This is a genomic window from Streptococcus oralis, assembly GCF_023109005.1.
GTDB lineage: Bacteria > Bacillota > Bacilli > Lactobacillales > Streptococcaceae > Streptococcus > Streptococcus oralis_BU.
In genome coordinates this window covers 16,455-38,629 of record NZ_JALDTU010000001.1, presented here as the reverse complement: position 1 = coordinate 38,629, position 22,175 = coordinate 16,455, and the positions used below count along the sequence as shown (strand labels likewise).

Sequence of the window (22,175 nt, the reverse complement as noted above, 5' to 3'; positions counted from 1 at the left end):
TTGTGCGAATTTCACAAAAAAGACCTGAAAATTCAGGTCTTTTAGGCAAATAGCATCTGACGAATCGTAGCTAAATCCTCCATATCCAAATCATTTTTTAAATAATAAACTGGTGTTTGTTCCTTCTTATAAATCGGGTTGTTGGTAATTAACAAATCATAATGTCGACTAGGATCATAGGCTTCTATGGTAATGAAACGATTGTATTCCAAATACCGTTTCAAAATGGCAGCCATCCTAGAAAAGACAAGGAAACCAGATGTCAAATCCAGACCAATCCTCATATGTTGGCCACCATTTTCTGCCATATACTCTATCAACTGGAGCCATTCCCAGAGAATTTTCTTATCCAGGTCGGTCCGCTGATGAAAGGCAGGCAAAATATGAAAAATTCTTTCTGCAGTCCCTCTAAAATCATGTTCCATCAGCAAATAGGGATGGCGATTCTCTGTCTGGTATCTGTACTGATCTTGTAAAATATAGCCCTTGTAGAGATAAACTTGACCACAAAGCTGACTGAGTTCATAGGTGACATGGTCCTCTGTGTAGTCCCCCAGCAACTCCTCTTTCTTCATCTCTTGAATCAATTGCGTCAGCAAATCGGCTAATTGCCCTCCAAAACCAAGAATATACTCCATAGTATGAAGGGGCAAGATACGATGGGAAAGGAGAAATGAAAAGAATACCATCATCTCACCATCCTCAGCCCCTAGAGGAAGGTGTTGCCCAGCAAAAAAGGACGGAGCCTTTCTCAGCAAACGAAGGTAGAAAATATTGTCAAAATACCCTCGCATTTTTTCTTCTATGACTTGAAACTGACAGGCATTGACCCGGAGGCGCTGTTGACTGATGTGAGCCCAGAGAACCAAGTCCAATTTCTGACCTGAAGACAAGCTAGCACCGCAGATTTCTTCTAGGGTAGCAATCTCTTGTTTTCTCTCAGCTTTCTGCATGTGACCTCCCCACTCCTGACTGGACCAGACCTTGCGGAAAAGACAGAAATAGAAATAGCGAATCTGATGCTCCGGACCTCGCCAACGGCCATTTTGGATCGATAAGTCAAACTCTGACAAAATCTGATTTAGACTAGCTAAGTGGCGACCAAGCGTGGCCTCACTAATCATCAATTCTTGAGCCAACTGATGAGCTAGAAACTGTTGGTGATAGAGAAGGTAAACCAAAATTTGGTATTTAATGGCATTGTCTAGAAACAAGCTCCGAATCTCTCTCCCCTTTGTGGCAGCACCAATCGACAAACGTAGATTTTCATCTTCCAAGTGGATGGTCAGCTCTAGCCCTCTTTCCAAGGCATTTTCGTTAATCAGAGAAATGTACTTGGTTAGGGTCGCCTTTGAAAAACCTGTTTCTTCCATGGCTTTCTTGACTGTTGTCTGCGAATCTTGTAATAGAAAGGAAAGGACTAAAAATTGGCCAGATTCGGCTTTTTCCATCAAATCACCTAAATACATTTGTTACCCCTTTCATTTTCTCCTACAAGCATAGCATAAATCTTTCAAATGCTGAAATAATCTGTTTCTCATTTTATTTTAAGGCCGATTTTCTCGTCATTATTCCTCAGAAACAACAAACACACGGCTCCCCCTTTGGGCATTTTTATGCTAAAATAGAAGGTATGGATAAAATTATTAAAACTATATCAGAAAGCGGAGCCTTTCGTGCTTTTGTCCTTGATAGCACTGAAACCGTCCGCACTGCTCAAGAAAAACATCAAACTCAAGCCAGTTCAACTGTTGCACTTGGCCGTACCCTTATCGCTAGCCAGATTCTCGCAGCCAATGAAAAAGGAAATACCAAGCTAACAGTTAAAGTTCTTGGAACCAGCTCTCTTGGTGCCATCATCACGGTTGCAGATACCAAGGGAAACGTCAAAGGCTACGTTCAAAATCCAGGTGTTGACATCAAAAAGACTGCAACTGGTGAAGTCCTTGTCGGACCTTTTGTCGGCAATGGCCAATTTCTCGTTATCACAGACTACGGTACTGGAAATCCCTACAACTCCATGACTCCCCTCATCTCTGGGGAAATCGGTGAAGACTTAGCCTACTACCTGACTGAAAGTCAACAAACCCCTTCAGCAGTCGGCCTCAATGTTCTTTTGGATAAAGATGACAAGGTCAATGTTGCCGGTGGTTTTCTTCTCCAAGTATTGCCAGGAGCCAAGGAAGAAGAGATTGCTCGCTTTGAGAAACGCATCCAAGAAATGCCAGCTATCTCAACACTTCTGGAAAGCGAAGACCATATCGAATCTCTCCTCAAGGCTATCTACGGTGACGAATCCTACAAACGCCTATCTGAAGAAGAAATTCGTTTCCAATGCGACTGCAGCAAAGACCGTTTTATGAACGCTCTTGCCAGCCTTCCAAGCTCAGACCTTGAGGAAATGAAAGAGGAAGACCACGGGGCAGAAATCACTTGTCAATTCTGCCAAACAACTTATAACTTTGATGAAAACGACCTGGAGGAACTCATTCGTGACAAATCTTAATACACCTTTTATGATTGGCAATGTTGAGATTCCCAATCGTACCGTTTTAGCACCCATGGCTGGCGTGACCAACTCAGCCTTTCGTACCATCGCAAAAGAGCTCGGAGCTGGACTCGTTGTAATGGAAATGGTATCTGACAAGGGTATCCAATACAACAATGAAAAAACCTTGCATATGCTTCATATCGATGAAGGCGAAAACCCTGTCTCTATCCAACTTTTTGGTAGCGATGAAGACAGCCTCGCACGCGCAGCAGAATTCATTCAAGAAAACACCAAGACTGATATCGTCGATATCAACATGGGCTGCCCTGTTAACAAGATCGTGAAGAACGAAGCTGGCGCTATGTGGCTCAAGGATCCAGACAAGATCTACTCTATTATCAACAAGGTCCAATCTGTCCTTGATATCCCCCTCACTGTCAAAATGCGCACTGGCTGGTCTGATCCATCCCTGGCCGTGGAGAATGCCCTCGCAGCAGAGGCTGCAGGTGTCTCTGCCCTCGCTATGCATGGCCGTACCCGCGAACAAATGTACACAGGCCACGCAGACCTCGAAACCTTGCACGATGTAGCCCAAGCACTGACTAAGATCCCATTTATCGCCAACGGTGACATCCGTACAGTTCAAGATGCTAAACAACGCATCGAAGAAGTTGGTGCTGACGCAGTTATGATTGGCCGAGCAGCCATGGGTAATCCCTACCTCTTCAATCAAATCAACCACTACTTTGAAACAGGAGAAATTCTCCCTGATTTGACTTTCGAGGACAAGATGAAAATCGCCTACGAACATTTGAAACGCCTGATTAACCTCAAAGGAGAAAATATAGCCGTTCGTGAATTCCGCGGCCTCGCTCCTCACTACCTCCGGGGAACATCTGGCGCTGCCAAACTTCGTGGAGCCATTTCACAAGCCAGCACCCTAGCAGAGATTGAAGCACTCTTGCAATTAGACAAAGCATAGTCTCACATCTACAACTCACAAAAACGGCAAGGATCAAAAATGAGTCTTGCCGTTTTTTATATGTTTTCATCTTGTAAATCTAATTGCTTCACTCTAGCTATATAGTAGGACATAATCAAAAACAAATTGAGGCTGACAATCCATATAGACCATTCATGAAGAAAATGCATCAATACAGCCAAGCTGATTGCGCCCACTATGAAACTTCCTACAACAATCCCATAATTTAAGGCCTGACGACGGTATTCTTGGATATTTCCTTCTCTTCTAGCAATGCGATACAAAGCGGTCAGCATCTTTCGGTAATTTCCAGATGTCATAAAAATGACATAGGGATGATCTTCAATCAAACTGCCCGTAAATGTTAGCATCATCATTCCTGTTCCAAAAGCGATGAAAGGAACTTCTAATAGAGGAAATCGTGAAAAGAAAGGTAGAATAAGAGTTCCAATAAATAAAGGGAGCAGCATCTTAACCCGCCAGTAGGCCGTTTTGCGGTATTCTTTCATGTGCAATGCAAACAGAAATCCTAGAGAAAAGAAAATAATGGAGCAGAATCGTAGCATCGTATTGGTAACATTTGAGTCGTGCCAATCAGATATCAGTAGGAGAATATTCCCTGTCTGTGTCGCTACCAAACTATGGTATTGAATATGGCAAAACACATCCAAAGAACCACCTACAAATCCAAGAAATACTCCCATCAGTCGTGTGTTTTGAGGTAAGATTAGTTTATCCGCCATGTATTATCACTCGTTTTCCTTTGATTTTTTTATTATACCACTTTCTCTTGGAGAAACTAAGTGAAAAACAGTTGACTCACTCTTTTACAGAACGATTTCTAGTAAGAGTTAAAACACCAAATTTTATTATTGAATCAAGGCAACGCTTGAAACTTTACCATCCGCACCTGTTGTAATTTGGATGATTTTTCCTCCTCCGACTTTGGCATTATACTTGCCGTCATCAAGAGTGTAAGAGTAGCCTCTGATAGAATAATTTTCTTTCTTTCCATCTGCAGTTTCTACTGTGAATTGGCCCCCTGATGAAACTGTAATGGTTTCGCCATTTGCTCCCTTCCAGTTGCCTGCTGCAGCTGAGAAGTCACCATCCACCATGGTTAAAACTCCCTTGTAGCGTTTGTTGTGTTCTGCTTGCTTGTCTTGAAGTTTGCGGTCAGTTGTTGGATCATAGCCTGACTGGTTAGACTGGACTTGAGAATCTTGCTGAATTGAAGGTGCCTGAGATGGGGCTTGTTGACTAAGAGTTGCTTGTTCTTGTCTTGATTCAGGTGCCGGTTTCGCTTGTGACTGGTCTATCGTTGCAGAAGACTGACCAGAAGATGCCTGAGTCTTTTCAGATGAAGCTGAGCTTGAAGATTTTTGAGTCTTGCTTTCTTTGCTAGAAGAAGCCGCTTTAGAGCTTGATGATTGACTTGTCTTTGCAGAGCTACTGGTTTGAGTGGTTTCGTTTTTATTTCCACAGGCTCCCAGTAGCAAGGTAGAAGCCAATACAGTCGCTGCCATCAATTTGATATAGGTTTTCTTTTTCATTTTTCTACTCCTTTGTAACATTTTTGAAATATTAAGAAATCTTTTTGTAATATAATTGTAACATTGGGCCTTGAATCTGTCAACTATTTAGAGAAACTATTTTAAAAATTGTTCCCTCCACTATTTCAATTCGTAATCGAAACGAAAAAATAGAAAATTTCTTAGATTAGAGTCCTATTTTTTGCATCGCTCTTGTGTAATTCTAAGAAAGATAGCCATTCATAAAAAATGATAATAAATAAAGAGGTCGGGATTTTGGTCCCGACCTCTTTATCTCAATCGATAGGTTTTTCTTGGTTTCTTTTTAGGCACTCGTTTGAGTCCGACTTCTTCTACATATTCGCCGTATTTTACGAGAAAGTTATTGCTGACGATTGGGCGACCTGGGTTGATGAGATTGACCAGTTCAGTTCCTTCGTAAACAGTGAACTCTTCCTCCAGCAGATAAAGGAAGGTCGGATTCCAATCGAGACGGCCTTGGATTCGTTTGATGGACTCTTGGATAATGGCATAATGGTCAAAGGCGAAGGCTTGCTCCTCCAACTCTACTCCCTCTAAGAAGCACTTGCCCGTCCGAAAATCCACATCTACAAAAACCACATCCCTAGCATCGTCTCCAGCCTGAACGAGATCTAAGGCACGACTAGGCAGATAAACCAAGTGGGCAATGGTCACTGTCCAGCCCCGTGGATCACGACCAGGGGTCGAAACTGTCATCAATTGCTCGATTTTTTCTAAAGGAAGATCGAGATTGACTTCTTCTCTCACCTCGCGCTGACAGGCATGCGCAGCATCCTCTCCCTTATCCATAAAGCCTCCAACCAAAGCCAAACAGTTTTGATAAGGGTGGGCCTTGCGACGAATTAGCAAGAGCTTGATCTTTCCTTCGACAAAGCAGTAAGCCACCATATCTACTGTCACACTTGGTTTTTCATATTGAGGGAGTTCCTGCTTGTAGTACCAGTCTAAAAACTCCTCCTGACTGGCATGAATTTCATAATATTCTTTTTCCGTCATCCCTGATGGAATCTTCTTATCTACCATTTTAAGCCTCCTTTCGAACTGCCTTGGTCCATTGGTACCATCCCACTAGACTATTGAGTGTGTAAACCCAGTACATCCCTTGAATGTGGATATTTTCACCCCACCAGAGGTAGATACTAAAGAGATTAGTTGCAATCCAGAAAATCCATTGCTCACGGTAGAGACGTGTCATCAAGAGCTGACCAACACCATTGGTCGCATCGGTAACACTATCACGGAAAGGGCGAGCACTATGGATACTTTGGTAAGCCAAGCCCATACCAATCCAGATAATGGCAGTCAAGGTCAAGTACTTGAGCCAGTCAATCACAGATAATTTCTTAGCTTCAAAGTGGGATTCTTCTGGTTTTCCTTGGTCATTGATACGATTGGACAACCAAGCATAGAGACCAATCGGCTGCATGACAAAGAAGTAAACAGTCGTCAAGACTTCGCCATAAAAAGTCGCATTCATTGCCAAAATCAAATAGATAGCCGAGTTAATGGCTCCAAAGAGATAATTGCTTGCACGACCTTCTGCTACCAAGATAACACAGACAATCCCAGTCCAAGATGCAAACAAGCTCAGCCAGTCATGACTTTCTATATTTTGCGTGAATTCCAAGATCAAGGGAACACTTGACAAGGCGATGAGATACAACCACTGGAAAAGACTACGGCCGACAAAGAGATCTTTCCAGAGCAGGCGCATGGTTCCTGCAAAACCAATCTTGCGAGCTTCTGCATGGACATTTTTAAAGTTTTCGATAAATTGTGTGATTTTTTTAGTTAGTTTTTTCATAATCTTCTCCTAATCTGCTTTGTAAATGGCATCGATAGCCACTTTTGCTGCTTCATAATTTCCTAGGTAATCCTCCGCTAGATAAACTAAAGGAATAGTGGTTAAATATCTCTCCCTCATCTGATCCAGATGCTGGGAAAAACTGTAGCGAATATGGTCTTCCGCCATGGTCATATCTCTAAATCCGTCATTGACATAAGAGCCGATAGGCTGCACAAAGAGAATCAAGTCCCATTTTTCCTTAGCCAAGATAGAGACAAAAAGATTGTCAAAGGTTTCTCCTGATAAGTCCTCTTGAGCCTCAGCCTCCATGTAATAATCATAGTAACCCTTGGTTACCAAGGAGTTGGTATCGGCTATCACTAGGCCTCGATTGGCATTGCTATCGATTAGCTTTGAGGTCTGGTCATACTGCCCCAACAGGAGATAATAATAATCCTTTGGAGTCAATTCATCGTCGCGAACGTTATTTTTAATTTGGTACTCACGCGCGTATTCCAGACTAACGGGCGCATCGTAATACCTTGCCAAATCCTTGGCTAGAGTAGTCTTCCCATTGCTGGCACTTCCCATAATCAACACTTTCTTAGTAAACTGACGACGGAAGGGTTGAGCAATGTATTTCCAATATTTGCTTGGATTTTCTCGAATCATAGTCGCTGAGATACCAAACTTTCTTTCTTGCAAGACGGTTCCAAATCCACGTCTAGATAGCTCTTGCTGGTATTCTTCTTCTCCCACAAAAAAAGTCAGTTCTTGCTGGGTTTCATCATAGGAAATCTCCGCTAACATCTGGTTCAACCACTCCTGCCAGCCAATAGGGTAACGGGGAAGGTTGGTCTCATCCAGCTTGCAGACAGAGGTCAATTCGTCATCACGAAAAGCCTCTCTGATATAGCGAAATCGTTTTTGAAGACTTAAGCCTACCTGCTCCCCTCGATCTCCCCCGTAGCCTGAAACGACTACCCAGACCTGGTCACACTGACGCTTCGCTCGCTGGATCAGATCGATATGCCCTTGATGGAGAGGGGCAAAGGTCCCAAATACCACTGCTGTTTTCTTTTTCATAAACGTTTTACCTTTTTATAATTTTTGATATTTTTGTTTTCTGTGTTTTTATTATATACTATATTTTTATTTTGTCAATAGATTTTTATTATTTTTTATAAAAAGGTGGCAAAAAAGAATCAGGATTACTCCTGACTCTCCCATTTTAAGCAATATCAAATTTTAATTGACCAGCTTTGACACCAATCTTGAGAGTCTTACCTGCTACCAGTTCTCCCTTGAGGAGGAGCTCGGCTAGCTTGTCTTCCACCTCTGTTTGCAGTGTTCTGCGAAGTGGGCGAGCTCCCATTTCTGGATCATATCCTTGGCTTGCTAGTAACTTCAGTGCCGAAGCTTGCAGTTTCAAGTCAATGCCCTTCTCTGCTAGGCTAGCAATCAATGGTTTCACCATAATCTTAACAATTTCCTGCATGTGTTCACTATCCAAGCTATGGAAGACCACCTTTTCATCAATACGGTTGATAAACTCTGGTCGATAAGCTTTTTTCAACTCTTCGAAGATTCGTTTTTCCATATTTTCTTGGTCAAAACGAATGTCCTTGGCCCCAAAACCGACAGTCTTGTCATCACGAAGGGCTGTCGCACCAAGGTTTGACGTCATGATGATAATGGTATTTGAAAAGTCAACCTTGCGCCCCTTGCTGTCTGTTAGAACTCCATCATCCAAGACCTGCAAGAGAACATTAAAGATGTCTGGGTGTGCCTTCTCGACCTCATCAAAGAGGAGTACGGAGTAAGGCTTATTACGAACCTTCTCTGTCAATTCCCCACCTTCTTCGTAGCCCACATAACCCGGAGGGGCACCGTTGAGACGGCTAGCTGCAAATTTCTCCATATACTCACTCATATCAAAGCGGATAAGAGCTGATTCGTCATCAAAAAGAACTTCTGCCAGAGCCTTGGCCAATTCAGTCTTTCCGACACCCGTTGGTCCCAGGAACATAAAGGAACCAATCGGACGTTTGTGACTGCGAATACCTGACTGGTTACGACGAATAGCACGGCTAATACTTGAAACAGCTTGATCTTGGCCGATGACACGTTTGTGTAGTTCTGCTTCGAGGTTAAGGTATTTCTTAGCATCAGTCTGGGTCAGTTTTTGGACTGGAATCCCTGACAAGCGACTCAAGGTGGTCAAAATATCAGATTCTGTCACCAAGTCTTTGTAGACAGGGACCTCCTGCTCTTTTGCGATTAACTGGGCAGCTTGTTTCCACTTGCCATCCATCAAAGCCTTGTCAGCTGGACTCAAGTCTGATTCGTCTGCTTTCACATGCTTGGATTTGTTTTGAACGGTTGCTGCCGCTTCATCCAAGAGGTCGATAGCAGAATCTGGTAAGTGACGACTAGTCAAGTAACGATGCGCCATCTTAACAGCTGTTTCGACAGCTTCATCTGTGATTTGCACACGGTGGTGTTTCTCATAGGTAGCTTTCAAACCTTGCAAAATGGTCATGCTGTCAGCTAGACTTGGCTCTTCAATCGTCACTTTGGCAAAACGACGAGAAAGAGCTGCATCCTTTTCGATGTGTTTTTGGTATTCTTCCTGAGTGGTGGCCCCAACCGTTCTCAAAGTTCCACGCGCCAAGGCTGGTTTCAAGATATTGGCCGCATCCAGAGTCGAGTCAATACCGCTTCCAGAACCCATGATGGTGTGGAGTTCATCGATAAAGAGGATCACTTTGCCGTCTTCCTCGATATCCTTGATGATATTGTTCATGCGCTCCTCAAAATCTCCACGGAAACGTGTCCCCGCAACAACATTCATCAAATCAAGCTCCAAAACGCGCATCTTTGCCATTTCCGCAGGTACATCCCCACTGGCAATACGCTGAGCAAGTCCAAGTGCCAGAGCTGTTTTCCCGACACCAGCATCTCCAACCAAGACCGGATTGTTCTTGGTTTTACGGCTCAAGATTTGAATCATACGTGCGATTTCCCTGTCACGACCAATAACTGGTTCTAACTTGCCAGAGCGCGCTTGCTCCGTCAGGTCATGCGTGTAGTCCTCTAGACCGCCACTTGGATTCTGAGGCATACCCATCATATTGGCCATCGAATTTTGCTTATCAGAAACTGTGCGATGACGTTGACGCAAAGCCTTGAGGTCTTCACGAGTCCAGCCAGCACGCTCTTCTAGATTGCGACGAAGAGAAGCAATTCTGACCTGATCTTTCTGGTCTTCATAAGAAAAGCCTGCTCTCTCCAAGATGCGAGTTGCCAAGGCATTGCCGTCATGCAAAATCGCATAGAGAACATGCTCTGTCCCTAGCACCTTTGCATGGACCACTGAGGCCACATACTCTGCTTCTGCAAAGAGAACCTCCAAACGATGGGAAAAAGGCAATTCCGTAAAGGTTTCGTCCTGGCTATAGTCCGTTTCAGTCAGTTCCAACGCAACCTCTTCTAAACGGTCCATTTCATAAGGATAATCATTTAGAGTCGCACCTGCCACACTGTAACTGTGATTGGACATGGCAATCAATAAATGCCAAGACTCTAGGTAACGAGCTCCAAAATGGCTCGCAACCATGTAGGCACTTTCGATACATTCATTCAATGCTTTTGAATAGTTCATCTTACTTCTCTTTTCTATCTACCTCTTGTAATAGCTGTCGGAGCATATTGGCACGGACAACTGAGGATTCTTCCCCTAGGACACGATCCGTTGCTACTGAAGTCAGCAAGGTCATCTCCTGCTTGGTCATCAAGTCCTGCTCCACCAAAAGCTGGAGAATATCCTCATAGATCTCCTGACTAACTCGCTCACCAATCGAGTAAAGCAAATCGCGGAGCATCTCATGATGATTGGAAAACTCAATCCTCCCTATGCGAATGTAGCCTCCGCCACCACGCTTGCTCTCAACCAAGTAACCTCTGCTTTCCGTGAAGCGTGTCTTGATTACATAGTTAATCTGACTCGGCACAACCTGAAAGGTATCCGCCAACTGACTCCGCTGCAATTCCACGATACCAGATTGGTCTAAAATTGCCTTGATATAGGCTTCGATATGATCTGATGTATTTTTAAATCTCATAATAAATCAAACTCCTTCTTTGAACCTTGACTATCTTTGACTATTATACCGAAATTTTTGATTTTTTTAAAGAAAAAGGGCGCTGGTAAAGGATAATCTTCACCAACTCCCTATTTTCCTACTTATCGAAGCCTAATTCTGCTAATATTTGTCGTTTGTAGGCAATTTTTTGGACTTCCTTGTCTTCGCTCTGGGACCAGTCTAGTTTGACTTCAGAAACGATCTGTCCAGGTCGATTTTTCAAGATGTAGATGCGGTCGCTGAGATTGAGGGCCTCCTCGATACTATGTGTGATGATGAGTGTCGTCAACTCTAACTGTTTGTGAATTTCCAGATACCAAGCATGGAGCTCCATCTTGGTCATCTCATCCAAGGCGCTAAAAGCCTCGTCAAGAAGAAAGAGCTTGTGACCAAAAAGATAGGTCCGGAGCAAGGCTACACGCTGACGCATCCCTCCACTGAGTTCGTGAGGATACTTGTCCCGTACAGCTGTCAACTGGAAGGTCGCAAGGATATCATCCGCTCGGGCAACGGCTTCCGCCTTATTCACCTTTTGAATCAAGAGGGGCAGAATGATATTGCCAAGCACCGTCTTGTGCTCCAAGAGGAGATCCTTTTGCAACATATAACTCACGCGCCCCTTGGGATTCTCCTCGCCGTCAAGGACAATTCGCCCAGACTGGACTTCTAAAATCCCAGCGATTAGGTTAAAGAGGGTGGTCTTTCCAACACCACTAGGTCCCAGGATAGAAACTACTTCACCTGACTTCACCTGCAGGTTGATATCTTCTAAAATCTTTTCATCGCCATAGGCATAGCTTACGTGTTCTAGTCTAATTTCTGTCATTATTTTACAAATTCGTTAGTGAAGCCCTTGTCAGTCAAGTCTTCTTTAAGGATACCATTTTCTTTATCCCATTTGTAGAAGGCATTCCAGCGAGCAGCATCAAATTGTCCCCATTTTTCCTTGTCGCTTGCATATTCTTTTGACAAGTATTTTTGAGATTCGATGACAAAGTCGCGTTTTTCCTTGAGTTCAGGTGCATTCTTGATGAGGATATCTGCTGCTTCCTCTGGATGCTCCATGGCATATTGGTAGCCTTTTTTGATGGCTTGGATGACTTTGCGAGCTTCTTCTTTATTGTCTTGCAGATAGTCGTTGTTTGCGATGATAACTGGTGAGTAGTAGTCAAACTCCTTGACATAGTCTTTCAAGTACATGAAGTTGGAGTCTACACCTTGAGATTTGGCAAGAATACCGTCCCAACCGTAGTAGATCCAAGCAGTGTCAAAGACGCCATTGGCAATCGGTGTAATTGAGTTTGAGTCGTTGTTTGGTACTTTTTCAACCTTTTCAAAGTCTCCACCTTGTGATTCTACCAAGGTTTTCAACATAGCCAGTTCAGTGGGGTCATTCCAAGTTCCGTATTTCTTACCAACCAAGTCCTTTGGACTGCTGACATTGTCAGATTTACGTGAGATGATTCCTGATGTATTGTGCTCAACGATAGCGGCAACGGCAGTAATGCCTGCACCTTTTTCCAATTTCTTAGCCATGTAGTCTTGGAAATAGATAGCAAATGGTGCCTTGCCATTGATTACCAAGTCAGACGAGCTTTCTTCAGGTGGCAATTTCAAATCAACATCCACTCCAGCTTCTTTGAAATAACCTTTTTCCTTGGCAACATACAGCCCTGTGTGGTTGGTATTTGGCGTCCAGTCTAGGATAAAGTCAATCTTTTTGAGTTCTGCTTCTGTGTTGTCCTTAGAAGCAGTGCCTTGGCCACAAGCCACCAGCACGACAGCTACAAGAGCTGTCACAAGCGTTAAAAACACTTTCCATGTTTTCTTCATTTTCATTTCCTCTTTTCTTTTTCTAAAACGCTCTATTTAAGTACGTTTCCATTTAATCACGTATTTTTCACTAATATCGACCAGCTTCATACCCAAAAGACTGATAATCGACACCAGAATAATAATGGCAAACATGGTATCATACTGAAACAGTTTTTTAGACTGAATCATATAAACACCAAGACCTTCAAAACCTCCCAACCACTCAGATACCACAGTTGTGATAAAGGCGTAGGAGACACTGACCCTCAAGCCCGCATAAAAGTAGGGCAGGCTAACCGGGATTTTAAAATGCCACAGGATTTGCCAAGGCTTGGCTCGCATCAGACTAAACAAAGTCAGCATATCCTTGTCACAATGCCTAAATCCATCCAAAATACTGACGATGATAGGGAAGGTTGTCGTCAGGATAATCAAGACAATCTTGGGTAAAATTCCATAGCCTAGCCACAAGACCAAGATAGGCGCTATGGCAATGGTCGGAATGGTCTGAACAACCACCATCATAGGGTAGATAAGATCATTGAGCCAAGTCAGACTGTCCATAAGCACCGCCATGAGACAGGCAATCAAGACACCCAGCACTAGACCTAGTAAAGCCACTCTCAAGGTCGCCCAGCTATGGTGCCAGAGAAATTCTCTGTCACGAACAAAGGACTGGAGAATTTCAAGAGGGGTTGGCAGGATAAACTTGGGTAAAAGTTTGAATATTCCCGCTAACTGCCAGATTGACAAGACTCCTAGAAAACCCAATAGACTAATGTGACGTCTCAGTATACTTTTCAAGTTTCTCATCAATACTTAAAATTTCTCCTACATTTATTTTGACATTGGCAAAGACATTATCTGCCTCCTGCCCTGCCACTTCTAGCGCGTCTTTGAGAATGCGCATGAGCTCATCAAACTCCCCTTCCAAGACCGTTTCAAATGGTGTCACCACCATGGTCACGGACTGAGCTTGCAGATAAGCAATAACCTGATCGATAATAGCAATTCGATCAATCCCCTGTGATAAGGGTAAGACTTGCAAGGCAATGCTTGCTTTCATAAAAACCTCCTTTTCTCAGGTTTCCTTTTGATAAAAAGAAAACCCCTTCCATATATGGAAAAGGTGCAGAATTCGGCTAAGTATCGTTCCCTACGCTGGCATTACCCAGATCAGGTGCGGTCGAAGTTTAACACTTCCTCTCAGACTGTACACAGACTCCCATATCTTATATGGACATATAGTAACGCAAATACTAGGAAAAGTCAAGGAAACTGCTTACAGAAAACTATGAAAAAGAGTTTGAAGGCAACTGCTTCAAACTCTATCCTAGCTTTCTTATTTAGCCTCGTACCAGGTTGCCCCTTCATTTTCATCTGCGATAAGAGGAACACTGAGTTGGATGGCTTCTTCCATGGTTTGTTTCACTAGAGCTTTGACAGCTGCTAGTTCTGATTTCGGAACTTCAAGGACGATTTCATCATGCACTTGCAAGAGCATCTTGGTCTGATAACCACCCTCAACTAGAGCTTTGTCTAGCTGGATCATAGCAATCTTGAGGATATCTGCTGCCGAACCCTGAATAGGGGAGTTAATGGCAGTTCGCTCTGCAAAACCACGAATGTTAAAGTTGCGCGAATTGATATCTGGTAGCTCTCGACGACGCTTGAAGAGGGTCTCTACATATCCCTTATCACGCGCTTCACGTACCACTTCTTCCATATAGTTTTTAATCCCAGGAAAACGCTCAAAGTAGGTATCAATGTAGGCTTTGGCCTTCTTACGACTAATACCAAGATTGTTCGCCAAACCAAAATCTGAAATCCCGTAAACCACTCCAAAGTTAACCGCCTTGGCATTACGACGGTCGTTTGGAGTCACATTCTCAGGGCGTTCAATTCCAAAGACCCGCATGGCCGTCGAAGTATGGATATCTGCTCCCTCTTGAAAGGCCTTAATCAGATGCTCATCCTTAGAAATATGAGCCAAAACGCGCAATTCAATCTGTGAATAGTCCGAGCTGAGCAGCACACTATCCTCCCACTCAGGCACAAAAGCCTTACGAATGAGACGGCCTTGCTCCAAACGCACAGGAATATTTTGCAAGTTTGGATCTACACTAGACAGACGCCCAGTCTGAGTCAAATCCTGCACATAGCGCGTGTGGATCTTGCCATCATCTAAAATCCAATCCTGCAAGCCAATTACATAGGTAGATTGAATCTTAGCAATCTGACGGTAGTCTAGAATTTTTTTGACAATCGGTGCAATAGGAGCCAGACGCTCCAGCACATCCACGGCTGTCGAGTAACCTGTCTTGGTTTTCTTGGTGTATTCTAGAGGAAGTCCCAGTTTTTCAAAGAGAAGTACGCCCAACTGTTTAGGTGAATTTATATTAAACTCTTCACCAGCTAACTCGTAGATTTCTTGAGTGAGTTGCTCAATGACGATCTCATTTTCAGCTTGCATCTCAAGTAGGGTTTCTTTTTTGACCTTGATCCCAGCGATTTCCATCTTGGCAAGGACAAAAGCCAGAGGTTGCTCCATGTCATAGAGAAGGTCTAACTGCCCATGTTCACTGAGTTTTTCAAGTAGAACCGGTTCAGTCTCAACCAATACAGCAACCTTGCGAGCCAAATGCTCCAAGAATTTCTCTCTCTCAGGGATAGCTTTCTTGACCCCCTTACCGTAGAAAGTCTCATCATCAGCCAGATAAGTCTGGCCGTAGAGATTCGCAATAGTTGAGATTTCATTGTTCTCGACTGTTGAGAGTAAGTATTTTGCCAAACGACTGTCAAAAGCAGGAGCCTGTAAATTCAAACCAAAGCGATTTAAAAGAACCTTCGCTTTCTTAAAGTCATACACTTTCAGAGCTGTTTTTTCTAAAAATTCCTTAAAAATCGGCTCTTGCAAGAGCTCAAGTTTATCTGTGACGTAAAGTTTATCCCCGCAGGACCAGGCAAAACCAACCAAGTCATCTGTATGGTAGTTCTCACCAAAAAGTTCAAAGTGGAAGATGGAGTCTGCGCTCAGCATGTCTTGACTGACGTGGTCAACGATGGCGAAATCCAAACTTTCAGGCGCATCCGTTGATGACACATTTAGAGCTTGCTTGAGCTGTTTGAAGCCCATCTCATCGTAGAATTTCCCGAGATTTTCCACATCTGGGCCATTATAGACCAAATCATCAAGGCCAATCTCAATTGGTGCCTGAGTATCAATGGTTGCCAAGGTTTTAGACAAAAAGGCTTGTTCCTTGTCATTGATGAGATTTTCCTTCATCTTAGAAGCCTTCATCCCATCAATATTTTCATAAATACCCTCAAGCGAACCATGCTCCAGCAAGAGCTTGATACCCGTCTTTTCACCAATCTTAGTGACGCCAGGGATATTATCAGACTTATCCCCCATAAGAGCCTTAAGATCAATGAACTGAGCTGGTGTGAGGCCCATCTTTTCCATAAGGTAATCTGGTGTAAAGGCCTCAAACTCAGCCACACCTTTCTTGGAAATCTCAACCACTGTATGCTCATCCGTCAACTGGATCAAGTCCTTGTCTCCGCTGACAATAGTCACTTCAAAAGAATCCTTCTCAGCCAAGCGACCTAGGGTCCCGATGATATCATCTGCTTCATACTGGGTCAACTCATAGTGGCGAATCCCAAGATGATCTAGCAACTCACGAATGAAGGGAAATTGCTCACGAAACTCATCTGGAGTTTTAGCACGACCACCCTTGTAGTCTGCATACATCTCTGTACGGAAAGTCGTCTTACCTGCATCAAAAGCTACCAAAACATGACTGGGCTCAACACGCTCCAAGACGTGATTCAACATGAGTTGAAAGCCATAGATTGCATTGGTATGAAGGCCATTAGCATTTTTAAAACGATCCAACTGCTGATAGAGCGCAAAAAAAGCTCGAAAAGCAACAGAAGATCCATCAATTAATAATAATTTTTTCTTGTCCATACACCCATTATAAAGGAAAGCAGAGAAAAATACCATCGGAAAGAATAGGCAAATGGTAATGAAGTCCTCTTTTTTATATTCTTTCTAGATTCTAGCTCCGTTACTATCTACTTGATAGCCATCCACAGTGGTATTCACTGCTAAAGCCCCTGAAGCATTAACGTAGTAATACTTTCCTCCTACTTGGAACCACTGGCTAGACTTCATAGCCCCTGAACTCTCCAAATAATACCATGTTCCATTTTCCTTGAGCCATCCCGTCTGCATCTCACCTGAAGCCTTTAGATAATACCAGTGAGAGCCATCCTTAATCCAGCCAGTTGACATGGCCCCATTTTCTTTTAAATGATACCAATTGTCGTTAACTTTTTTCCAGCCTATCACTAGCTTACCATTCTCTCGGTAATACCAACTCCCTCCTTCTTTTTTCCAGCCTTTCTCTGTATTGCTTAACTCTGCATACTGCACATATCTTCTAGCACCACTGTAGGATAGATAGCCGAGCCACTTATAACCATCCTTTTCAAGAACTTGATCATAACTCACACTCTCACCAGCATAATAGTAATCAATAACCTGTCCTGTACTTGACGGTTGGTCCATAATCGGCGATTTCCCCGTGAATACTATTGTCCCGCTGGACGGAAGCTCTGAGTTACGAGAACCCTCACTCACACTATGGGTAGCGGATAAATCCCTGAAATGAATAAAACCTGTCATCGAACTAGCCTTGACTTTTCGACGGTTATACTTTTCTCGAACCCCATAGTTATACTCTTCGATTTCAATCGTATCCCCTGATACATTTGATACCCAGGCCACGTGCCCATAATAACCTTCTGTCGACCAAGCAATAGCTCCAACTTCTGGCTTAGTATCCACACGGTAGCCTTCTCGCCTTGCACGATGTCCCCATTCATTCGCATTTCCGTAAGCAGGAGGAATCTCAAAGCCATTTACACTACTCAAACGAAAGGCCGCAAAAGAGGTACACTGGCGAGAATACATCCGCCACTGGTCGATTTCTACACTACCATTTTTGTAGTGAAGCGGATAATCATCTCCACGCGCTACACTGTCGGCTTGAACCGATTCCCCACCAAACAAAAAGGTACTCGTAACGAACAAAGTAGCCAGCCCTACACTCAACTGAGTACATCTACTCTTCTTAACTCCTGATTTAAAAAACGTCATTCATTCTCCTTAATAATATAAATTTCTGAGGTTACCCTCGTTTATACTATTCGGGAGAAAAAGAAAAAAGTGAGCAAAGCTCACTTCATTTTAGGATTCTTGGTCTAGATAGCGAATCAAGTTCTTTTCTGTCAAGATATCTGAGTAGGTGAAGGATTCAACATAGACATTAGCTTGTTTATCTCCCTCAACATCCCCAAATTCAACGATAAATAGAGATGGATAAACCTCAATTAGCTTACCCAATCTATTTTTTTGGCGCTTACGGCCATTTTCCAAAGTCATTTCAACGACTTGTCCCTCATGTGCCTTGATTTCTTCTTTGATTTTTTTCATCTTGGCTACATCTGTAAATGCATCTGACATCTTATGCCTCCCTCTTTGAAATACTTGAAAATTTATTGTATTCTTTTTGGAAAATCAATTCCACCGTTCCGCGAGCTCCACTACGGTTTTTCTCGATGATAACCTCAACCTTGTTATTTGGAATTCCTTCCTCTTCTTCACCCGCACGATCGTAGTAGTCGTCACGGTATAGAAAAGCTACGATATCCGCATCCTGCTCGATAGAACCCGATTCACGAATATCAGACAAGACTGGTCTCTTATCCTGACGCTGTTCCACTCCACGAGATAACTGACTAAGAGCAATGACTGGAACTTTCAATTCCTTGGCTAGAATTTTTAACTGACGAGAAATTTCAGAAACTTCTTGTTGGCGGTTCTCACGACCAGTCCCTGTAATAAGCTGTAGGTAGTCTATCAAAATCAATCCTAGATTGCCCGTTTCTTGAGCCAGTTTGCGTGACCGCGAACGAATTTCCGTGATCCGAATCCCTGGCGTATCATCAATATAGATACTCGCGTTGGCTAGGTTCCCTTGGGCAATGGTATACTTTTGCCACTCCTCATCAGTCAATTGACCCGTACGGATAGAATGAGACTCCACCAAACCTTCTGCTGCCAACATACGGTCTACTAGACTTTCCGCACCCATTTCCAGCGAAAAGATGGCAACTGTCTTGTCCAACTTAGTCCCAATGTTCTGAGCAATGTTTAAGGCAAAGGCCGTCTTACCAACCGCTGGTCGCGCCGCTAGGATAATTAACTCCTCCTCATGCAGACCTGTCGTCATATGGTCCAAATCACGGTAGCCCGTTGCAATACCTGTGATATCCGTTGTTTGTTGTGACCGAACTTCTAGGTTCCCAAAGTTGATATTTAAAATATCGCGAATATTCTTGAACCCACTACGATTGGCATTTTCGCTAACATCAATGAGTCCCTTTTCAGCTTGAGCGATGATTTCATCTGCAGGCTTAGAAGCCTCATAGGCTTGGTTGACAGACTCTGTCAACTTGGAAATCAAGCGACGTAGCATAGCCTTTTCGGCTACGATTTTAGCATAATATTCCGCATTAGCTGAGGTTGGTACAGAGTTGACAATTTCGACAAGATAGGACAGGCCGCCAATATTTTGCAGATCCCCTTGACTATCCAAAATCGTCCGAACCGTCGTCGCATCAATCGCTTCCCCACGATCCGACAAATCTACCATCGCTTGGAAAATCAACCGATGAGCATACTTAAAGAAGTCCCGAGAATCAATGTATTCTCGAACAAAAACGAGCTTACTCTCATCTATAAAAATAGCCCCCAGAACAGATTGTTCTGCCAAAATATCCTGAGGTTGAACTCGCAGTTCCTCTACTTCTGCCATCCGACTTTCCTTCCTTTTACAATCTTGTCAAGAAGTTGTAAACTTAACCTTCTTTTACACGAAGATTGATGACACTTGTAACATCTTGATAGATTTTCACTGGTACATCAATCAAACCTACTGCTCGAATTGGTGCTTGCACTTGAATATTGCGTTTGTCAATCTTGATACCAAATTGCTTTTGCAATTCTTCTGCAATTTTCTTGTTAGTGATGGAGCCAAATGTACGGCCATCTGGTCCAACCTTTTCAACAAACTCTACAACCGTTTCTTCTGCTTCAAGCTTAGCCTTGATGGCTTTTGCTTCAGCAATCATTTCAGCATGAGCCTTTTCTTCTGATTTTTGTTTTCCACGCAACTCACCCACTGCTTGAGCAGTCGCTTCCTTGGCCAAATTCTTTTTAATCAGGAAGTTTTGAGCATAGCCAGTTGGCACTTCCTTGATTTCGCCCTTTTTTCCTTTTCCTTTAACATCTGCTAAAAAGATTACTTTCATTCTTCTTTCTCCTTTTCCTTTAGTTCATCCAAGATTAGTTTAGTCAATTTTTCTCCTACTTCTGACAGACTCATATTCTCGATTTGCGCAGCCGCTAGATTAAAATGGCCTCCGCCACCTAGCTCTTCCATAATACGTTGCACATTGATTTTACTACGGCTTCGAGCCGAGATAGAGATAAATCCTTGTGTATTTTTTGCCAGAACGAAACTAGCCTCAATACCGGACATAGCCAGCATAGCATCGGCAGCCTTACTGATAACAACGGTGTCATAAGTGGTTGAGTCCTTAGCTTGGGCAATCAAGATATCTGAAGCTAGCTTACGACCTTGTAAAATGAGTTCATTTACCTCACGGTACTCTTCAAAATCTGTCGCAGCAATCTCCTGGATAGCAATACTATCGCTTCCACGTGTTCTCAGGTAGCTAGCCACATCAAAGGTTCGACTCGTTACGCGAGATGTAAAGTTCTTGGTATCCAGCATCATTCCAGCCATCAGTACGCTAGCCTGCATACGACTCAAACGATTTTTCTTAGAATTTTGGAACTGAATCAATTCTGTGACCAGCTCACTCGCACTACTTGCTCCACTTTCAATATAGGTGATGACTGCATTCTCAGGGAAATCCTGATCACGTCTATGATGGTCAATAACAATAGTTTGAGCAAACAAATCATAAAAATCTTTCGATAAGGTCAAAGCCGTCTTTGAGTGATCCACTAAAATCAATAACGAACGGCTTGTAACTAGCTTCATCGCATCTGTAAGAGATAAGAGTTTCGTAGTATCTTCCTTCTTTAAGAACTGGATAGCACGCTCGATATCTGCTGACATTTTATCTGCATCATAGACAGCGTAACTGTTTTCAATAATATTACTTGCAAACAACTGCATACCGACAGCAGAGCCCAAGGCATCCATATCTAGATTTTTATGACCGACTACAAAAACCTGGTCAACACTTCGAATCTTATCAGAAATGGCTGTCATCATGGCTCTCGTACGTGTACGAGTACGTTTGATAGACGCAGCAGTTCCTCCACCGAAGTAGACTGGATTCTTGGTCTCATCATTTTCCTTGACTACCACCTGGTCACCACCGCGAACTTCTGCTAAGTTCAAGTTGAGCAAGGCAATTTTCCCTATCTCTTCATGATTTCCATCACCATAAGAAAATCCCATACTTAAAGTTAGGGCTAGTTGCCTCTGTTTTGATTCTTCTCGGAAAGTATCAATAACAGAGAATTTATCATTCATCAATTCCTCGAGTACTGTATAATCTGTGAATAAATAAAAACGATCCATCCCTACACGGCGAGAAAACATAGCATACTTACTAGCAAATTCTGAAACAAAATTAGCTACAAAGCTATTGATATGGCTGATATCAGAGTCAGACGTCGCATCCTCCAAATCATCGTAATTATCCACTGAGATGACCCCAATGACTGGACGGCTAGTTACCAATTCGACAGTTGCTTCGTACTCCCCAGAAACATCAAAAAAATACAAAACGCCTGAAGCCTTATCCATATGGACAGCATATCGTGTTTCGCCCAAGGTAGCATACGAACCAGGATTCCCAACAGAAGCCTTGATGATGGCTTGAATTAATTCAACATCAATTTCCCCTTCTTCATTTGTCAAAATTAACTCAGCATAAGGATTAAACCATTCTACTTCTCCACTTGATAAGTCTAATTTCAGGACTCCCACCGGCATTTGATCAAGCAAAGTACTCAAGCTATTTTCGGCTTGGTGATTTACATATTGGATTTGTTCAATTTCGCTCTTTTCATACTGTTTTTTTTGCCAGACAAATAAAAGCAGATAAAGAAGTACAAATAAAAACAAGACACTGATTGTTACAACATTATTTTGTGAAAAAATAATCAGCATTGTTAAGGTTCCGAAAGTTGCAATCCCTAGTAGAATCGCAGAATTCGGAGTTAAATTATTTTTTTTCATTCTAAACCTCTTGCGCATTATTATAT

20 protein-coding genes are annotated in these 22,175 nt (G+C 42.9%); 2 read left to right on the top strand and 18 right to left on the bottom strand.

Translation table 11 applies throughout. The features are described from left to right. Positions 1-41: 41 nt before the first annotated feature. Positions 42-1,469: a helix-turn-helix domain-containing protein gene (locus M1F56_RS00185; protein ID WP_247916468.1), complete on the bottom strand. Its 1,428-nt coding sequence runs from the start codon at positions 1,467-1,469 to the stop codon at positions 42-44. Between the two features lie 164 nt (positions 1,470-1,633). Here M1F56_RS00185 and hslO point away from each other — a divergent pair, with 164 nt between their 5' ends. Beyond that, a complete protein-coding gene (gene hslO, locus M1F56_RS00180) occupies positions 1,634-2,506 on the top strand; it encodes an Hsp33 family molecular chaperone HslO (protein ID WP_125449813.1) in 873 nt (290 codons plus the stop codon). Continuing rightward, entirely contained in the window at positions 2,493-3,473 is a 981-nt protein-coding gene (dusB, locus tag M1F56_RS00175; RefSeq protein ID WP_185768065.1) for a tRNA dihydrouridine synthase DusB, read from the top strand. The genes hslO and dusB overlap by 14 nt, the downstream gene beginning before the upstream one ends. A gap of 56 nt (positions 3,474-3,529) precedes the next feature. On the opposite strand, the gene M1F56_RS00170 is transcribed toward dusB, so the two are convergent. The 17 genes from M1F56_RS00170 to M1F56_RS00090 all read right to left on the bottom strand — a co-directional run bounded on the left by M1F56_RS00170 (position 3,530) and on the right by M1F56_RS00090 (position 22,149). After that, entirely contained in the window at positions 3,530-4,216 is a 687-nt protein-coding gene (locus tag M1F56_RS00170; protein ID WP_033584724.1) for a YoaK family protein, read from the bottom strand. Positions 4,217-4,342: 126 nt separating this feature from the next. Then, positions 4,343-5,026 (bottom strand): hypothetical protein, encoded by a 684-nt coding sequence (locus M1F56_RS00165; protein ID WP_247916467.1) that lies wholly within the window; start codon positions 5,024-5,026, stop codon positions 4,343-4,345. A 270-nt stretch (positions 5,027-5,296) separates the two neighbouring features. Then, positions 5,297-6,070 carry an NUDIX domain-containing protein gene (locus M1F56_RS00160; RefSeq protein WP_247916466.1) on the bottom strand — a complete coding sequence of 258 codons (774 nt, stop codon included), beginning with the start codon at positions 6,068-6,070 and terminating at the stop codon, positions 5,297-5,299. Position 6,071: 1 nt separating this feature from the next. Continuing rightward, positions 6,072-6,851, bottom strand: coding sequence for a nicotinamide riboside transporter PnuC (gene pnuC, locus M1F56_RS00155; RefSeq protein ID WP_247916465.1), 780 nt, complete (start codon positions 6,849-6,851; stop codon positions 6,072-6,074). 9 nt (positions 6,852-6,860) lie between these two features. Then, positions 6,861-7,919: an AAA family ATPase gene (locus M1F56_RS00150; RefSeq protein ID WP_247916464.1), complete on the bottom strand. Its 1,059-nt coding sequence runs from the start codon at positions 7,917-7,919 to the stop codon at positions 6,861-6,863. A 145-nt stretch (positions 7,920-8,064) separates the two neighbouring features. After that, positions 8,065-10,497, bottom strand: coding sequence for an ATP-dependent Clp protease ATP-binding subunit (locus M1F56_RS00145; RefSeq protein ID WP_247916463.1), 2,433 nt, complete (start codon positions 10,495-10,497; stop codon positions 8,065-8,067). Between the two features lies 1 nt (position 10,498). Then, positions 10,499-10,957 (bottom strand): CtsR family transcriptional regulator, encoded by a 459-nt coding sequence (locus M1F56_RS00140; protein WP_001211258.1) that lies wholly within the window; start codon positions 10,955-10,957, stop codon positions 10,499-10,501. Positions 10,958-11,075: 118 nt separating this feature from the next. Then, positions 11,076-11,804, bottom strand: a complete 729-nt coding sequence (locus tag M1F56_RS00135; protein WP_247916462.1) for an ABC transporter ATP-binding protein — start codon at positions 11,802-11,804, stop codon at positions 11,076-11,078. Further along, positions 11,804-12,811, bottom strand: coding sequence for an ABC transporter substrate-binding protein (locus tag M1F56_RS00130; RefSeq protein ID WP_247916461.1), 1,008 nt, complete (start codon positions 12,809-12,811; stop codon positions 11,804-11,806). The genes M1F56_RS00135 and M1F56_RS00130 overlap by 1 nt, the downstream gene beginning before the upstream one ends. 36 nt (positions 12,812-12,847) lie before the next feature. Then, complete coding sequence (locus M1F56_RS00125; protein WP_247916460.1) at positions 12,848-13,606, bottom strand: ABC transporter permease; 759 nt, start codon at positions 13,604-13,606, stop codon at positions 12,848-12,850. Then, the gene (locus M1F56_RS00120) at positions 13,569-13,859 is read right to left on the bottom strand and encodes a thiamine-binding protein (protein ID WP_084859709.1); all 291 of its coding nucleotides are present in this window, start codon (positions 13,857-13,859) and stop codon (positions 13,569-13,571) included. The genes M1F56_RS00125 and M1F56_RS00120 overlap by 38 nt, the downstream gene beginning before the upstream one ends. 276 nt (positions 13,860-14,135) lie before the next feature. Then, the gene (gene polA / locus M1F56_RS00115; RefSeq protein ID WP_247916459.1) at positions 14,136-16,769 is read right to left on the bottom strand and encodes a DNA polymerase I; all 2,634 of its coding nucleotides are present in this window, start codon (positions 16,767-16,769) and stop codon (positions 14,136-14,138) included. An 84-nt stretch (positions 16,770-16,853) separates the two neighbouring features. After that, positions 16,854-17,963, bottom strand: coding sequence for a CHAP domain-containing protein (locus M1F56_RS00110; protein WP_096421439.1), 1,110 nt, complete (start codon positions 17,961-17,963; stop codon positions 16,854-16,856). Positions 17,964-18,053: 90 nt separating this feature from the next. After that, a complete protein-coding gene (locus tag M1F56_RS00105; protein ID WP_001278166.1) occupies positions 18,054-18,329 on the bottom strand; it encodes a Veg family protein in 276 nt (91 codons plus the stop codon). Between the two features lies 1 nt (position 18,330). Next, positions 18,331-19,683 (bottom strand): replicative DNA helicase, encoded by a 1,353-nt coding sequence (dnaB, locus tag M1F56_RS00100; protein ID WP_000852476.1) that lies wholly within the window; start codon positions 19,681-19,683, stop codon positions 18,331-18,333. Positions 19,684-19,726: 43 nt separating this feature from the next. After that, positions 19,727-20,179, bottom strand: coding sequence for a 50S ribosomal protein L9 (gene rplI, locus M1F56_RS00095; RefSeq protein ID WP_000864211.1), 453 nt, complete (start codon positions 20,177-20,179; stop codon positions 19,727-19,729). Continuing rightward, positions 20,176-22,149 (bottom strand): DHH family phosphoesterase, encoded by a 1,974-nt coding sequence (locus M1F56_RS00090; protein WP_247916458.1) that lies wholly within the window; start codon positions 22,147-22,149, stop codon positions 20,176-20,178. The genes rplI and M1F56_RS00090 overlap by 4 nt, the downstream gene beginning before the upstream one ends. Positions 22,150-22,175 lie beyond the last annotated feature (26 nt).

Coding starts and splice junctions, on each gene's coding strand:
- M1F56_RS00150 (WP_247916464.1), bottom strand. CDS start 7,919: ATGAAAAAGAAAACAGCAGTGGTATTTGGGACCTTTGCCCCTCTCCAT.
- M1F56_RS00185 (WP_247916468.1), bottom strand. CDS start 1,469: ATGTATTTAGGTGATTTGATGGAAAAAGCCGAATCTGGCCAATTTTTA.
- hslO (WP_125449813.1), top strand. CDS start 1,634: ATGGATAAAATTATTAAAACTATATCAGAAAGCGGAGCCTTTCGTGCT.
- M1F56_RS00145 (WP_247916463.1), bottom strand. CDS start 10,497: ATGAACTATTCAAAAGCATTGAATGAATGTATCGAAAGTGCCTACATG.
- pnuC (WP_247916465.1), bottom strand. CDS start 6,851: ATGAAAAAACTAACTAAAAAAATCACACAATTTATCGAAAACTTTAAA.
- M1F56_RS00170 (WP_033584724.1), bottom strand. CDS start 4,216: ATGGCGGATAAACTAATCTTACCTCAAAACACACGACTGATGGGAGTA.
- M1F56_RS00105 (WP_001278166.1), bottom strand. CDS start 18,329: ATGTCAGATGCATTTACAGATGTAGCCAAGATGAAAAAAATCAAAGAA.
- M1F56_RS00165 (WP_247916467.1), bottom strand. CDS start 5,026: ATGAAAAAGAAAACCTATATCAAATTGATGGCAGCGACTGTATTGGCT.
- M1F56_RS00135 (WP_247916462.1), bottom strand. CDS start 11,804: ATGACAGAAATTAGACTAGAACACGTAAGCTATGCCTATGGCGATGAA.
- M1F56_RS00125 (WP_247916460.1), bottom strand. CDS start 13,606: ATGAGAAACTTGAAAAGTATACTGAGACGTCACATTAGTCTATTGGGT.
- M1F56_RS00160 (WP_247916466.1), bottom strand. CDS start 6,070: ATGGTAGATAAGAAGATTCCATCAGGGATGACGGAAAAAGAATATTAT.
- M1F56_RS00120 (WP_084859709.1), bottom strand. CDS start 13,859: ATGAAAGCAAGCATTGCCTTGCAAGTCTTACCCTTATCACAGGGGATT.
- rplI (WP_000864211.1), bottom strand. CDS start 20,179: ATGAAAGTAATCTTTTTAGCAGATGTTAAAGGAAAAGGAAAAAAGGGC.
- dnaB (WP_000852476.1), bottom strand. CDS start 19,683: ATGGCAGAAGTAGAGGAACTGCGAGTTCAACCTCAGGATATTTTGGCA.
- M1F56_RS00140 (WP_001211258.1), bottom strand. CDS start 10,957: ATGAGATTTAAAAATACATCAGATCATATCGAAGCCTATATCAAGGCA.
- M1F56_RS00110 (WP_096421439.1), bottom strand. CDS start 17,963: ATGACGTTTTTTAAATCAGGAGTTAAGAAGAGTAGATGTACTCAGTTG.
- M1F56_RS00090 (WP_247916458.1), bottom strand. CDS start 22,149: ATGAAAAAAAATAATTTAACTCCGAATTCTGCGATTCTACTAGGGATT.
- polA (WP_247916459.1), bottom strand. CDS start 16,769: ATGGACAAGAAAAAATTATTATTAATTGATGGATCTTCTGTTGCTTTT.
- M1F56_RS00130 (WP_247916461.1), bottom strand. CDS start 12,811: ATGAAGAAAACATGGAAAGTGTTTTTAACGCTTGTGACAGCTCTTGTA.